At 64.0% G+C, this 13,216-nt stretch carries 13 protein-coding genes; 3 read left to right on the top strand and 10 right to left on the bottom strand.

The window, feature by feature from the left end:
* Positions 1-242: 242 nt before the first annotated feature.
* Together sigJ and AC1D1Y_RS12700 are read left to right on the top strand one after the other, a co-directional pair.
* A complete protein-coding gene (gene sigJ / locus AC1D1Y_RS12705; RefSeq protein WP_477682650.1) occupies positions 243-1,151 on the top strand; it encodes an RNA polymerase sigma factor SigJ in 909 nt (302 codons plus the stop codon).
* A 47-nt stretch (positions 1,152-1,198) separates the two neighbouring features.
* Complete coding sequence (locus AC1D1Y_RS12700) at positions 1,199-1,687, top strand: carboxymuconolactone decarboxylase family protein (protein WP_477682649.1); 489 nt, start codon at positions 1,199-1,201, stop codon at positions 1,685-1,687.
* 84 nt (positions 1,688-1,771) lie between these two features.
* Here the strand turns inward: AC1D1Y_RS12700 and AC1D1Y_RS12695 are convergent, their stop codons facing one another.
* The 4 genes from AC1D1Y_RS12695 to AC1D1Y_RS12680 all read right to left on the bottom strand — a co-directional run bounded on the left by AC1D1Y_RS12695 (position 1,772) and on the right by AC1D1Y_RS12680 (position 5,810).
* Positions 1,772-2,137, bottom strand: coding sequence for an SPW repeat protein (locus tag AC1D1Y_RS12695; protein WP_477678829.1), 366 nt, complete (start codon positions 2,135-2,137; stop codon positions 1,772-1,774).
* 122 nt (positions 2,138-2,259) lie between these two features.
* Positions 2,260-4,368 carry an elongation factor G gene (fusA, locus tag AC1D1Y_RS12690; RefSeq protein WP_477653882.1) on the bottom strand — a complete coding sequence of 703 codons (2,109 nt, stop codon included), beginning with the start codon at positions 4,366-4,368 and terminating at the stop codon, positions 2,260-2,262.
* Positions 4,369-4,496: 128 nt separating this feature from the next.
* Positions 4,497-5,201, bottom strand: a complete 705-nt coding sequence (locus AC1D1Y_RS12685; protein WP_477682648.1) for a glutathione S-transferase family protein — start codon at positions 5,199-5,201, stop codon at positions 4,497-4,499.
* 30 nt (positions 5,202-5,231) lie between these two features.
* The gene (locus AC1D1Y_RS12680) at positions 5,232-5,810 is read right to left on the bottom strand and encodes a methylated-DNA--[protein]-cysteine S-methyltransferase (protein WP_477682647.1); all 579 of its coding nucleotides are present in this window, start codon (positions 5,808-5,810) and stop codon (positions 5,232-5,234) included.
* 133 nt (positions 5,811-5,943) lie between these two features.
* Here AC1D1Y_RS12680 and AC1D1Y_RS12675 point away from each other — a divergent pair, with 133 nt between their 5' ends.
* Positions 5,944-6,498 carry a bactofilin family protein gene (locus AC1D1Y_RS12675; RefSeq protein WP_477682646.1) on the top strand — a complete coding sequence of 185 codons (555 nt, stop codon included), beginning with the start codon at positions 5,944-5,946 and terminating at the stop codon, positions 6,496-6,498.
* 110 nt (positions 6,499-6,608) lie between these two features.
* Here the strand turns inward: AC1D1Y_RS12675 and AC1D1Y_RS12670 are convergent, their stop codons facing one another.
* The 6 genes from AC1D1Y_RS12670 to AC1D1Y_RS12645 form a co-directional block, all read right to left on the bottom strand.
* On the bottom strand, positions 6,609-7,334 hold the full coding sequence (locus AC1D1Y_RS12670; protein ID WP_477682645.1) for an LrgB family protein: 726 nt from the start codon (positions 7,332-7,334) through the stop codon (positions 6,609-6,611).
* The gene (locus AC1D1Y_RS12665; RefSeq protein ID WP_477682644.1) at positions 7,327-7,698 is read right to left on the bottom strand and encodes a CidA/LrgA family protein; all 372 of its coding nucleotides are present in this window, start codon (positions 7,696-7,698) and stop codon (positions 7,327-7,329) included. Before AC1D1Y_RS12665 ends, AC1D1Y_RS12670 begins: the two co-directional genes overlap by 8 nt.
* A gap of 60 nt (positions 7,699-7,758) precedes the next feature.
* Positions 7,759-8,970, bottom strand: coding sequence for a serine hydrolase domain-containing protein (locus tag AC1D1Y_RS12660; RefSeq protein WP_477682643.1), 1,212 nt, complete (start codon positions 8,968-8,970; stop codon positions 7,759-7,761).
* Positions 8,971-9,113: 143 nt separating this feature from the next.
* A complete protein-coding gene (locus tag AC1D1Y_RS12655; RefSeq protein WP_477682642.1) occupies positions 9,114-10,616 on the bottom strand; it encodes an FAD-linked oxidase C-terminal domain-containing protein in 1,503 nt (500 codons plus the stop codon).
* 131 nt (positions 10,617-10,747) lie between these two features.
* Positions 10,748-11,986, bottom strand: coding sequence for a S1C family serine protease (locus AC1D1Y_RS12650; RefSeq protein WP_477682641.1), 1,239 nt, complete (start codon positions 11,984-11,986; stop codon positions 10,748-10,750).
* A gap of 6 nt (positions 11,987-11,992) precedes the next feature.
* Entirely contained in the window at positions 11,993-13,213 is a 1,221-nt protein-coding gene (locus AC1D1Y_RS12645) for a S1C family serine protease (RefSeq protein WP_477682640.1), read from the bottom strand.
* Between the last annotated feature and the right edge of the window lie 3 nt (positions 13,214-13,216).

Genomic DNA, 13,216 nt, shown 5'->3' with positions numbered 1-13,216 from the left:
GGACCCCGCTTGGCTCGAGCACCGCAGGTTGCCCGAAGCGAAGCGTAGGGACCCAGACTGCGGGTCGCCTTTTCTTTGGTGACTTTCTTTTGGCGAAGCAAAAGAAAGTTACTTGCTGCCGGGCAACCCCCGGCCAGCAGAACTCAGAAGAGAGCGCACCGCCGGAGCAAGAGCCGGCCCAAAGTTGGACCATTTCAACGCCACTTGTCACAATCAACCAGCCCCATCCGTCTTGCCGGCATATGGACAACGCTCCCTCCCCTTCGGCCGAAAACTTTGACGCCCACCGCCCACGCCTGCTAGGCATCGCCTACCGCATGCTCGGCTCGCATGCCGACGCCCAGGACGTGGTGCAGGACGCCTGGCTGCGCTGGAACAGTGCGCGCCCCGATGATTTGCGCAGCGCCGAGGCCTGGCTGGTCACCACGGTCACCAGGCTGTCCATAGACCGGCTGCGCGCCGCCAAGACCGCGCGTGAGCATTACACCGGTTTCTGGCTGGCCGAGCCGATGCTGACCGACACCCAGGACTCGCCCGAGCAGATGCTGGAGTTCGCGGGCGACATTTCGCTGGCCTTTCTGGCGGTGCTGGAGCGCCTGACGCCGGACGAGCGCGCGGCCTTCCTGCTGCGCGAGGTCTTTGACGCCGACTATGCCGACATGGCCCGCACGCTGGGTAAAAGCCAGGCCGCCTGCCGCCAGCTGGTCAGCCGCGCCAAGGCGCAGGTGCGGGAAGGCAAAACGCGTTTCAGCGTCAGCCGCGAAGAGCATTTGCGGCTGCTGGCACGCTTTGCCGCGGCGGCGCGTGAAGGCAATCTGGCCACCATCAAAAGCCTGATCAGCGAAGAGGCCAGCCTGGTCAGCGACGGCGGCGGCGTGGTGCCGTCTTTCGGCCAGGTGTTGCGCGGCGCCCAGCGGCTGGCCCAGCTCTATTTCGCCACCGCGCTCAACCATGGGCCGGCACAGCGCCTGGAGATCGCCGACATCAACGGCGTGCCGGGCCTGCTGCGTTTTGTGCATGGCCGGCTCGAGTCGGTGCAGTCGCTGTACTTCGAGAACGGCCTGCTGGCCGAGATCCACACCCAGCGCAACCCGGCCAAGCTGGTGCGGGTGCTGTCACAACTCGAGGAAGCGGGCCGTCTTAAGGGGTGAAGCTCTCGGTTGTCGGGGGCTCATTGAACTTCAAGGAGTTTTCACCCATGAGCACGATTTCCATGCCCTCGGCCAACGGCCGCCTCCAGCACCGCAAGGTGATCCCCGAAGCCGTGGGCGCCCTGGGCGCCGTCAATGCCACGCTGGAGGACTCCACCCTCGGCATGCGGCTGATAGACCTGGTGCGCCAGCGCATCTCGCAGATCAATGGCTGCGCTTATTGCGTTGACTCGCATGCGCGCGACCTGCTGGCCGGCGGCGAAGACCTGCAGCGGCTCAACAGCCTGAGCACCTGGCGCGAAGTCACCTTGTTCACCGAACGCGAGCGCGCCGCGCTGAACTGGGCCGAAAGCCTGACCCTGCTCCCGCAGACACAGGCGCCCGACGAAGACTTCGACGCCCTCGCCGCGTATTTCAACGAACGCGAGATCGCCGAGCTGACCATGGCGGCGGCGCTGATGAATGCCTGGAACCGCATAGGCGTGGGCCTGCGCCTGCCGGTCCGGGCCGTGCCGCTGAAAGTGCCGGTGGCCTGAACGGTTGAAGAAAAAGTACCTTCAGCACGGCACGTTGCCGTGTGTGGGGGTGGGCGCGCGCAGCGCGTCAATGTCTCAAAGCCCTCAATGGGCGTGGTGCTGCGATCTCCAGACTTTGAACTTGTCATAAAGCACACGCTCCAGGGCCCAGCCCGATGTCAGCGTGACCAGCAAGCCCATGACCAGCGCATTGAGCATGGCATTGTCATGCCCGGCGTAGTTCCAGACCCAGGGCGAAATCATCAGGCCCACGCCCAGCAGGGCATTGGCCCAGTCGTCCAGGTGGTTGGGCAGGAAGAGGTCTTGCGACGCGAGGACGATGACGGCTACGCCCACGACCACCGAGCACCATGCCGCCGCCTCGGGCAGCGCCAACGCCCAGGGCGCGATGCACAGCCAGAGCCCCACGAAAATTTCCAGCCTGTCCTGCCAGCGATTGAGGGTATCCATGACAACCTCCGTAGTGAAGCCAAGGGAATTTCAGTGTAGGACTCCGGTAAAAATAAGCAACGCACGCCGGCAGACCCTGAGGGCGCAGATGTCTTTGCACCCCGGTGCGCGCGGTGGCGCCCTCAGCCGCCCTTGCCGCGCATGATGGCCGCGGCCACGTCGGCCGTGGTCTCGGCATAGCGCTTGAACTCCATGGTGTAAGTCGCGCGGCCCTGCGTGAGCGAACGCAAGGTGGTGGAGTAGCCGAACATCTCCGACAGCGGCACCTCGGCGCGCACCAGCTTGCCGCCGCCACCCGCGATGTCTTCCATGCCCTGCACCATGCCGCGGCGTGACGAGAGGTCACCCATCACATTGCCCATGAAGTCCTCGGGCGTTTCGACCTCGACGGCCATCACGGGCTCCAGCAGCACCGGTTTGGCGCGGCGCATGGCTTCCTTGAAGGCCAGCGAGCCGGCCATGCGGAAAGCATTTTCGTTGGAGTCCACGTCATGGTAGGAGCCGAACACCAGCGTGGCCTTCACGTCCACCACCGGGTAGCCCGCGAGCACGCCGGCCTTCAGCGTTTCCTGTATGCCCTTGTTGACGGCGGGAATGTACTCGCGCGGGATCACGCCGCCCTTGATGGCATCGACGAACTCATAGCCCTTGCCCGAAGGCTGCGGCTCCAGGTTGAGCACGGCGTGGCCGTACTGCCCGCGGCCCCCAGACTGCTTGATGAACTTGCCTTCGACGTCGTTCACCGCCTGCCGTATGGTTTCGCGGTAAGCCACCTGCGGCTTGCCGACGTTGGCCTCGACGCTGAACTCGCGCTTCATGCGGTCGACCAGGATTTCGAGGTGCAGTTCGCCCATGCCCGAGATGATGGTCTGGCCGGATTCCTCGTCGGTGTGCACGCGGAACGAAGGGTCTTCCTGCGCCAGGCGGTTCAGCGCGATGCCCATTTTTTCCTGGTCGGCCTGGGTCTTGGGTTCCACCGCCTGCGAGATCACCGGTTCGGGGAAGATCATCTTCTCGAGGATGATCACGTGGGCCGGGTCGCACAGTGTGTCGCCGGTGGTCGCGTCCTTCAGGCCGACGGCCGCGGCGATGTCGCCGGCGCGCACTTCCTTGACCTCGTTGCGTTGATTGGCGTGCATCTGCAAAATGCGGCCCAGCCGCTCGCGCTTGCCCTTGACCGGGTTGTAGACCGTGTCGCCAGCCTTGACCACGCCCGAGTACACACGAAAGAAAATCAGCTGCCCGACGTAGGGGTCGGTCATGATCTTGAAGGCCAGCGCCGAAAAAGGCTCGTCGTCTGTTGGGTGCCGCTCGGCCTCGCCCTCGTCGTCTTCGGTGTGGCCCAGGATGGCCGGCACGTCCGCCGGAGAGGGCATGTAGTCGATCACCGCGTCCAGCATGGCCTGCACGCCCTTGTTCTTGAAAGCGCTGCCGCAGAGCATGGGAACGATCTCGTTGGCAATGGTGCGCTGGCGCAGGCCCTGCCTGATTTCGTCCTCGCTCAGCGGTTCACCGGCCAGGTATTTGTTCAGCAACTCGTCATTGGCTTCGGCGGCAGCCTCAATCATCTTGGTGCGCCATTCGTTGGCGGTGTCCAGCAGCTCCGCCGGGATGTCGCCGTACTCGAAATGCACGCCCTGGCTGGTGTCGTCCCAGATGATGGCTTTCATCTTGACGAGGTCGACCACGCCCTGGAAATGATCCTCGGCGCCGACCGGAATCTGCACCGGCACGGCCACGCCTTTGAGGCGTTCGCTGATCTGGCGCTGCACGCGGAAGAAATCGGCGCCCACGCGGTCCATCTTGTTGACGAAGGCCAGGCGCGGCACCTTGTACTTGTTGGCCTGGCGCCAGACGGTTTCCGACTGCGGCTGCACGCCGCCCACGGCGTCGTAGACCATCACCGCGCCGTCGAGCACGCGCATGGAGCGCTCGACCTCGATGGTGAAGTCCACGTGGCCCGGCGTGTCGATGATGTTGATCCGGTGCTCGGGGTAGTTGCCCGCCATGCCTTTCCAGAAGGCCGTGGTCGCCGCCGAGGTGATGGTGATGCCGCGCTCCTGCTCCTGTTCCATCCAGTCCATGGTGGCCGTGCCTTCATGGACTTCGCCGATCTTGTAGTTCACACCGGTGTAAAACAGGATGCGCTCGGTGGTGGTGGTCTTGCCGGCGTCGATGTGCGCGCTGATGCCGATGTTGCGGTAGCGCTCTATGGGGGTATGGCGGGGCATGGCGAACTCCTTTTTTTGCCGGCTGCGCGTGTTGGAGTTGTGGCGTGGCCGGGCTCGCCAGTTTGCGCCAAAGCGACGTTTTTTGCTTGGCTGTTTTGCAGCAGCCCCTCTGCCGTAAGGCCTGAAGCTCAGCCGCCGTGCAACATTCTTTCCATAAAGGCAGGTAGCGGCCGTCCGTCTGACAGCAGGTATTTCGCCATGGGGATCACCACCTCGCGCACCGAAGCGCGCGCGCTCATCCGGTCGCGCCAGGCCAGCAGCCGCGGTGTCTCCGCCGTGAGGGGCGCGCCCATGCGCTCGCCGAAAATCATGGCCATGTAGAGAGCGATGTCGGCGTTCGAAAAATCCCCGGCCATGTAGTCCTGTCCGGCCAGCAGCGGCTCCAGGTAGCGGTAAAAATCCCGCGCGCCCTGCAGCGCCGCGACAGCCTGTGGGTCGCCCAGCTTGTCCTGCAGGCCCATCAGCTTGATGACGTGGGGAAAGTAGACCTCGTCCGAACGGTGCTCCAGCTGGCGGACCCGTGCGCGCCTGGCGATGCCGGTGAGCCACAGCGCCGGTTCGGGCTTGAGGTCTTCGAGGTATTCCAGGATCTGCGTCGAATCGAAAATCTCCAGCTCACCGTGCACCAGTACCGGAACCTGCTTCTTCGGGTTGATGCGCATCACTTCCGGATTTTTGGGCGAATAACCCTCGGCTTGCGTGAAGGGCACCATGACGAGCTCAAAGGGGATGCTTTTTTCGATGGCCGCGATCTGCACCTTGGCGCCAAACATGCTGAGGCGGGCTGAGTACAGGAGGATGGACGGCGATGTGGAGCTGGAGGCGGAGGGCATGGTGTGGGTGTTCCGTATGGAAGAAAAAAATCAGCTTGCGGCGTGCGGCGGTTCGCGGTCGAACAAGCCAGGCGCGCCGCCGATTTCGGCGCCCTCGATCAGCAGCATGCGCAGCTTGGTCGAGACACCGCCCGGCGCCGAGAAGCCGCCCGACTGCGCGCCCGAAGCCAGCACGCGGTGGCAGGGCACGATGATGGGGAAAGGGTTGTGCCCCAGCGCCTGCCCCACGGCGCGCGCGGCGCCGGGGTCTCCCAGCAGTGCAGCGATCTCACCGTAGGTCTTGGTCTTGCCCGGCAGGATGTCCTGCGCGGCCGTGTATACGCGCAGATGGAAGGGCGTCTCGTTGCGCAGGTCCAGCGTGCAGAAGCGCAGGTCGCGGGCTTCGCCTTCGAGCAAGGCCACCATGCCGTCTATGGCCTGTTGCTCTGCGGGCGGCGGCGCTCCGGCTTCGAGCATCGGGAACCGCCGGTGCAGGCGCGACAGCATGCGGCCTTCGCTCTGCTCGGGCAGGCGCACGGCGGCGATGCCGTGGCCGTTCCACACCAGCGCGCACTGCCCGATGGCGGTGGCAAAAAGCGTGAAGTGATGGAGTTCGCTGTCGGTGCTCATGTTGCGCTCCATGCTACACGCGCGGTGCTCCCGAAGGGGAATGTAAGAATTAATTTCGTTACCTCTCTTGCATGCTGCCCAAGCTTTTAATTTTTCAGCGACGTACCATGCCTTCTTTTTTGAAGGAACTCACATGGCAACACCGTTCTTTGGCAAGCGAGAAAACGAGACACCGACGGGTCTGCGCAACAGCCCCGGAAACGGCTACGGCAACAGCGGCTCGGCCAGCACGCTGCATTCGGCCCCGCTGTCCAGCCAGCAGAACAATGCCGCCAAACCGGTGAATGAGGTCGCGCCGTCCACCAGCACCGCCAAAGAAGGCGGCAGCAAGCTGACGGTGGGGCCCAACATCAAGCTCAAGGGCGTGGAGATCACCGACTGCGACACGCTCGTCGTCGAAGGCCTGGTGGAAGCCACCATGGATTCGCGTGTGATCCAGATCGCCGAGCAAGGCGCCTTCAAAGGCTCGGCGGAAATCGACGTGGCGGAAATCCGCGGCGAATTCAACGGCAACCTCACGGTGCGCCAGAAGCTGGTGATTTATTCGACCGGAAAGGTCACCGGCATCATCCGCTACGGCAAGCTGGTGATTGAAGAAGGCGGCCAGCTTTCGGGCGAGATTCTGTTCGGCGCGCTGGCTACGGCCAAGCCGGTGAGTGCGGTGAAGCCGGGTTTGCAGGCGGTGTAGGAGACTTAAAGCAACAAGCAGGCGCGGTTACCTCGCCATCGAAAAGCCACATCACTTTCCCGCCGTTCACGGCAGGGAAGTGATGCGGCGTTTTCGCGTTCGCCCTCCGCTTACAACCAGCGGAAGGCCAGCGGGATCAGCGCGGAGGCCAGCACCACCTGCAGGCCCAGCGCCAGGCCGGCATAGGCGCCCGCGTCGGCATTGACCTGCAGTGCCCGCGCCGCGCCCAGGCCGTGGGAGACCGTGCCCAGCGCAAAGCCGCGTGCGGCCCAGCCTGATCCATCGCGTGGAATGCGCAACGCGTCAAACAGGTATTTGCCGCAGAGCGCCCCGACCAGCCCCGTGATCACCGCAAACACGGCCGCCAGCGCCGGGATGCCACCTATCTTTTCGGCAATGCCCATGGCCACTGGCGCGGTGACCGATTTGGGCGCAAGCGACAAGGTCACTTCCGAAGGCAAACCCAGCGCCCAGCCCATCAACAGCGCGGAGCCACTGGCCGCGATGCCGCCCGCCAATGCCGCCAGCAGCAGCCGGCCCCAGCGCCGGCGCAGCTCTTCGCGCCGCAGCCACAGCGGCCAAGCCAGCGCCACCACCGCGGGCCCCAGCAGGAAATGGATGAACTGGGCACCCGCGAAATAGGTGGGGTAGGGCACGCCGGTGGCCAGCAACGCGCCGGCCAGGCACACCACCGTCCAGAGCACCGGATTGGCCCAGGGCGGCTGGCCCAGGCGCGCATAAACCGCTTGCGCCAGCACATAGACCACCAGGGTGGCTGTCAGGCCGAACAGCGGCGTGGCCGACAGGTAAACCCAGAGTTCGACGAATTTAGGCATTCGGCGGTTCCCCTGAAGCCGCGCCGCCGCGGTCCCGCAACAGGTGCAGGGTCAGCACCGTGACCCCCAAACCCGCCAATGTGGACATCACCACGGCCAGCAAAATGCGCACGCCGTACTGGTTTACGAGCGAAAGATGGGTCATGACGCCCACGCCGACAGGCACAAAGAGTAACGAAAGGTGCGAGAGAAGAAAGTCTGCGCACACTGACACAGGTCCTCGCACCAGCTCTGCACGAAGGCCAATCAGCAGCAAAACCATGCCGATCACCGGCCCCGGAAAGGGCAGGGAAAAGCCGCGCGAAAGCAGTTCCCCGATGGATTGAAAAATCAGTAACCAGGCCAGTCCGCGCAACGCCGTCATCGCGTGAACCTCCCGGCGGAAGAGCGGCGTGTCGATGCCTGGGCCGCGCCCGTGATGCGTTTACGGGCTGGCAAAAAGATCCCCTTGCGGCCACTCCTTCACCGCATTGGCTGCGCCCCACAGCGCCTGGTCGATATCCTTGAAGAAGGCGCGGCGCCCGGAGGGGTCCGGCCTGGAATTGAAGGCCGCTACCCATGCATAGCCCTGCCGGGTTCTCAACGCCAGGGTTTGCAGGCCCGGCTGGCTGCCCGTGTGCCACCAGTTGTCACCCTTGTCGCTCCTGACCACGTGGATGCCCGCCGCGTAGAAGCTGCGCGGATCATTTTCTTTTGCCAGCACGGGCTCGCTGCGCATGACCCGCACCGATTCCTCATTGAGCAATCGCTTGCCGCGGGCGCCGTCGATCGCCAGGAAAAATTTCAGGACATCCGTCGGCGTTGCCACCCACGCCCCCAGCGCATCCATGTTCTCAACGGAGTAGGAGCCGTAGGGGCTGGGCACATTCCCGTTTGCGACGCCGGGCGCGCCGCGCTGCAACGGCTCTCCGGGAAAGGCGTAGTACTTCGTTTCGCCGGGCCGGCTTTCGGTGCTGCTCGCGGCCTGGAAGCCTTTGCCGATGACGGGCTGCAAAAATTCCCTGCTGCTGAAAGCCCGGTAGGGCTCACCGGTGACGGTTTCCACAATCCTGCCAAGCATGCAGTAGCCGGTGTTGGAGTAGGCGAAGCGCTCGCCGGGCGTGAAATCCAGTTTCTCCTGCAGCGAGTCCCGGATGATGGCGTCGCAGCTGACGGGCGATACGCCTTGCCGGCGGGCGATCTCCCTGAGCCGTGGCTGGAAAAACGGATCACCCGAACGCTCCCGGTCAAAGCCGCCGGAATGCTGCAGCAGGTGGCGGATGCGGATGTCCCTGGCGCGTGGGTCGGCGGGCGGTGCAATCACGATTCCGGCTTTCTCGAGCAGGGGCAGCGCCGGGTCGTCCAGCTTCAGCTTTCCATCCTCGGCCAGCTTGAGCACCATGACCGCCGTCAAGGTTTTGTTGATGCTGCCCATGCGAAAAAGGGTTTGCGGCGCCATGGCCTCCTGCTTGTCCTTGTCGGCATGGCCGTAGCCCTTGGCGAGCAGCAGTTTTCCGTCCTTGGCCACGGCCAGGCTGGCGCCCGGGATGTTGTGTTTCTGGATGAGTTCCAGCATGGCTTTGTCGAAAGGCTCGAGGTGGGGCAATGCGCTGCCCTGGTCCAGGCAGAGTCCCCACTGCGGAAGCCATGCCAGCAAAGCCCCCGCCAGTCCGCAGAGCAGCCGTCGGCGCGGGGCGATGGGACTGAGTGGACTGTTGGCGCGAGAGGGTGTTGCTTGCATTGTCCGGCCTGTGCTTTTCCGCGCAGTCTACGTGGTCGCCCTATGGTTGCGCATTTTGCCTAGAAACGCGGAAGGTCGGGATGCTTGATCTGCCCGGCCCGCACCAGCATTTTTCCGTATTCGGCGCAGCGGTTCAGCGTGGGGATCACCTTGCCCGGGTTGAGCAGGCCCTTGCTGTCGAAGGCGCGCTTGACGCCGAACATCTGCTCGTTTTCCTCTGCCGAAAACTGCACGCACATGGAGTTGAGTTTCTCCACGCCCACACCGTGCTCGCCCGTCACGGTGCCGCCCATGGCGACGCTGGTCTCCAGGATGTCGGCGCCGAAGAGTTCGCAGCGGTGCAGCTGGTCGGGGTCGTTGGCGTCAAACAGGATCAGCGGGTGCAGATTGCCGTCGCCCGCATGAAAGACGTTGGCGCAGCGCAGCTGGTATTTCTTYTCCATCTCGGCAATCGCCAGCAGGATGTCGGCCAGACGCTTGCGCGGAATCGTGGAGTCCATGCACATGTAGTCGGGGCTGATGCGGCCCGAGGCGGGGAAGGCGTTCTTGCGGCCGCTCCAGAAACGCAGGCGCTCGGCTTCGTCGCGGCTCACGGCGATGGCGGTGGCGCCGCAGCGGCGCAGCACTTCGCTCATGCGGACTATCTCTTCCTCGACCTCCTCGGGCGTGCCGTCGCTTTCGCAGAGCAAAATCGCTTCGGCGCTGAGGTCGTAGCCGGCGTGCACAAAATCTTCCACGGCGGCCGTCATGGGTTTGTCCATCATCTCCAGGCCCGCCGGGATGATGCCGGCGGCTATCACGGCGGCCACGGCGTCGCCGGCCTTGCGCAGGTCGTCAAAGCTGGCCATGATGCAGCGCGCCAGCCGGGGCTTGGGCACCAGCTTCACGGTGACCTCGGTGGTCACGGCCAGCATGCCTTCACTGCCGATGATGATGCTCAGCAAATCGTAGCCGGGGGCATCGAGCGCCTCGCTGCCGAACTCGATCTCTTCACCTTCAACCGTGAAGCCCTTGACTTTGAGAACGTTGTGCACCGTCAGGCCGTACTTGAGGCAGTGCACACCACCCGAGTTCTCGGCCACGTTGCCGCCTATGGTGCAGGCGATCTGGCTGGAAGGGTCGGGCGCGTAATAAAGGCCCAGCGGCGCGGCCGCCTCGGAGATCGCGAGGTTGCGCACACCGCCCTGCACAACGGCCGTGCGGCTGGCGGCGTTGAGCTTGAGGATCTTGTTGAACTTGGCCAGCGAGAGCGTGACGCCCAGCGCGTGCGGCATGGCGCCGCCGGAAAGCCCGGTGCCCGCGCCGCGCGCGACCACCGGCACGTCCAGCGCGTGGCAGGCCTTGAGCACGGCTTGTACCTGTGCATAGGTTTCGGGCAGGGCCACGACCAGCGGCCGCTGGCGGTAGGCGGTCAGGCCGTCGCATTCATAAGGGGTGGTGTCTTCCTTGTTCCAGAGCAGCGCGTGTGCCGGCAGCACGGCCTGCAGCGCGCCGACCACCTGGGCCTGGCGTTCACGGCGTTCAAGCGGGGGCTGTTGCCAGGCTTCAGCGGGTGCGTTCATGGATGGCCTTCGGGGATGAAACCGGTTCTGGCCGGTGATGAAGGCACTTTAATGCAAAGCCGGGGCTGGCGGCGTGAAGAAAATGAAGGCGTTTTGTGAAAAACGAATTTGCTACCCTCGGCCGCCCCCGGTTACTCCTTGCGGATGTCGAATAGCTCCAGAGCCTCGTCAACAAGATAGAAATTGCTGCCGTTTCCGCCGCGCGCTTTTGCATCAAATCGCACGACGCGGCCAAGCTCAGGCGCATACCACGCATTGGCGGTATATGCCGCGTAAGTCCTGTTGTTACCCCGTTCTGTAGACCCCTTGAACTCGACCCGCATGATGCGAAGTTCGCGGTCGCCAATGCGCATGGTCGACTCATCCGTTGCGCGGGCTGTGACGTTCATCCCGATTTTCTGGTTTTGCATCCGGGTTTCGTAGCGAAGCTGCCACGTCTGCCCGGGCTCCGGTGTCTTGTTTATCCAGCCGCGCGGCGGCATTGCCAGCTCATACTCTCCGGCGATGACGCTGGCGAGCGTAACAACCTCGCCGCCGGCCCGCTCCACCCGGCTTCCCTGGTTGAAGATCAGTTGGTCTCCGTCCGTGCGGTCCAGCCGGTACCTGATGTTCTGCGTCAATCCCGTGGTTCGATCGCGCAGCCGGTACTCGAAGACCTGCGCGCTTGCTGCCTGGGTGGTCACGGCGGGTTTGTTGCGTTCATCACGCGCGGCCAGCGCTGCCGCTGCGCGCGCAGGGACTTCGGCAATCCAGGCGGCCGGCAAGGCGAAATTCACATTTTGTGCATCGCGCAACATAAAGGTGGTGATGCCAATCAGACGGCCTTGCGCGTCGAAAAGGCCGCCGCCGCTGGAACCCGGCGAGATGGGTACGGTGACTTGCAGCGCGACGAACTCATCATTGTCTGCACGGCGGACGCCGGACAGAAGACCATCGCTGATCGTCATTTCCAGCCCGCGCGGATTTCCAATGGCATAGACCCGGGAGCCGATTTTCGGGGTTTCCGCGGTCGCTACGGTGACCGGCGGCGCGTTGAAATTGGCCACCTTGAGCAGGCACAGGTCGCGCGCGGCGTCCGCGTGCTCCAGGGCGGCGCCGTAAGCGACGTTATCGCGTGTCACCGAAACCTTGCGCGCTTTGGCCAGCACATGGCAATTCGTGATGAGCGAGCCGGCTCGAATGACCACAGCGCTGCCTGAAGCAATTGGCCTTCCCGCGTCATCAAAGGTCTTGACGACCCAGATACTGGGCGACAGGCGCTCGAACAGCTGTTCGGGGCTCGGCGTGGCATTTTGCGCAAGGACATTGCCGCCAACAAGCAACAGGCCTATGCCGCGAAGCATGAATTGAAGTATCACGGTGCGTCTCACGCTCGGTCACTCCTTGCGGATGTCGACAAGTTCCAGAGCCTCGTCGACAAGAAAGAAACTGGGGCCGCTTCCGCCGCGCGCTTTTGCATCAAATCGCACGACGCGGCCAAGTTCAGGCGCGTACCACGCATTGGCGGTATATACCGCGTAAGTCCTGATGAAAGCGCCCCGTTCTGTAAACCCGGTGAACTCGACCCGCATGATGCGAAGCTCGCGGTCGCCAATGCGCATGGTGGACTCATCCGTTGCGCGGGCCGTGAGGTTCATTCTGATTTTCTGGCTTTGTATCCCGGTTTCGTAGCGAAGCTGCCATGTCTGCCCGGGCTCCGGTGTCTTGGTGATCCAGCCGCGCGGCGGCATTGCCAGCTCATAGTCCCCGGCAATGGCGCTGGTGAGTGTGACAACCTCGCCGCCGGCCCGCTCCACCCGGCTTCCCTGGTTGAAAATCAGTTGGTCTCCGTCCGTGCGGTCCAGCCGGTACCTGATGTTCTGCGTCAATCCGGTGGTTCGCTCGCGCAGCCGGTACTCAAAGACCTGCGCGCTTGCTGCCTGGGCCTGGGTGGTCGCGGCAGGTTTGTTGCGTTCATCGCGCGCGGCCAGCGCCGCCGCTGCGCGCGCAGGGACTTCGGCAATCCAGGCGGCCGGCAAGGCGAAATTCACATTTTGTGCATCGCGCAACATAAAAGTGGTGATGCCAATCAGACGGCCTTGCGCGTCGAAAAGGCCGCCGCCGCTGGAACCCGGCGAGATGGGCACGGTGACTTGCAGCGCGACGAACTCATCGTTGTCTGCACGGCGGATGCCGGACAGAAGACCATCGCTGATCGTCATTTCCAGCCCGCGCGGGTTTCCAATGGCATAGACCCGGGAGCCGATTTTCGGGGTTTCCGCGGTCGCTACGGTGACCGGCGGCGCGTTGAAATTGGCCACCTTGAGCAGGCACAGGTCGCGCGCGGCGTCTGCGTGCTCCAGGGCGGCGCCGTAAGCAACGTTATCGCGTGTCACCGAAACCTTGCGTGCCTTGGCCAGCACATGGCAATTGGTGATGAGCGAGCCGGCTCGGATGACCACCGCGCTGCCTGAAGCAATTGGCCTTCCTGCGTCATCAACGGTCTTGACGGCCCAGATGCTGGGCGACAGGCGCTCAAAGAGCTGTTCCGGGCTTGGCGTGGCATTTTGCGCAAGGACATTGCCGCCAACAAGCAACAGGCCTATGCCGCGAAGCATGAA

The sequence above is a fragment of the Polaromonas sp. P1_G1 genome (genome assembly GCF_056405595.1).
Note: the sequence above shows the minus strand (reverse complement) of the source record. Positions and strands in the feature narration are given on the sequence as shown.

Bases quoted from the DNA above. Each gene is read 5' to 3' on its own strand.
- AC1D1Y_RS12670 (WP_477682645.1), bottom strand. From the start codon at position 7,334: ATGCCTAAATTCGTCGAACTCTGGGTTTACCTGTCGGCCACGCCGCTG.
- sigJ (WP_477682650.1), top strand. From the start codon at position 243: ATGGACAACGCTCCCTCCCCTTCGGCCGAAAACTTTGACGCCCACCGC.
- AC1D1Y_RS12675 (WP_477682646.1), top strand. From the start codon at position 5,944: ATGGCAACACCGTTCTTTGGCAAGCGAGAAAACGAGACACCGACGGGT.
- AC1D1Y_RS12700 (WP_477682649.1), top strand. From the start codon at position 1,199: ATGAGCACGATTTCCATGCCCTCGGCCAACGGCCGCCTCCAGCACCGC.
- fusA (WP_477653882.1), bottom strand. From the start codon at position 4,368: ATGCCCCGCCATACCCCCATAGAGCGCTACCGCAACATCGGCATCAGC.
- AC1D1Y_RS12645 (WP_477682640.1), bottom strand. From the start codon at position 13,213: ATGCTTCGCGGCATAGGCCTGTTGCTTGTTGGCGGCAATGTCCTTGCG.
- AC1D1Y_RS12680 (WP_477682647.1), bottom strand. From the start codon at position 5,810: ATGAGCACCGACAGCGAACTCCATCACTTCACGCTTTTTGCCACCGCC.
- AC1D1Y_RS12695 (WP_477678829.1), bottom strand. From the start codon at position 2,137: ATGGATACCCTCAATCGCTGGCAGGACAGGCTGGAAATTTTCGTGGGG.
- AC1D1Y_RS12665 (WP_477682644.1), bottom strand. From the start codon at position 7,698: ATGACGGCGTTGCGCGGACTGGCCTGGTTACTGATTTTTCAATCCATC.
- AC1D1Y_RS12685 (WP_477682648.1), bottom strand. From the start codon at position 5,201: ATGCCCTCCGCCTCCAGCTCCACATCGCCGTCCATCCTCCTGTACTCA.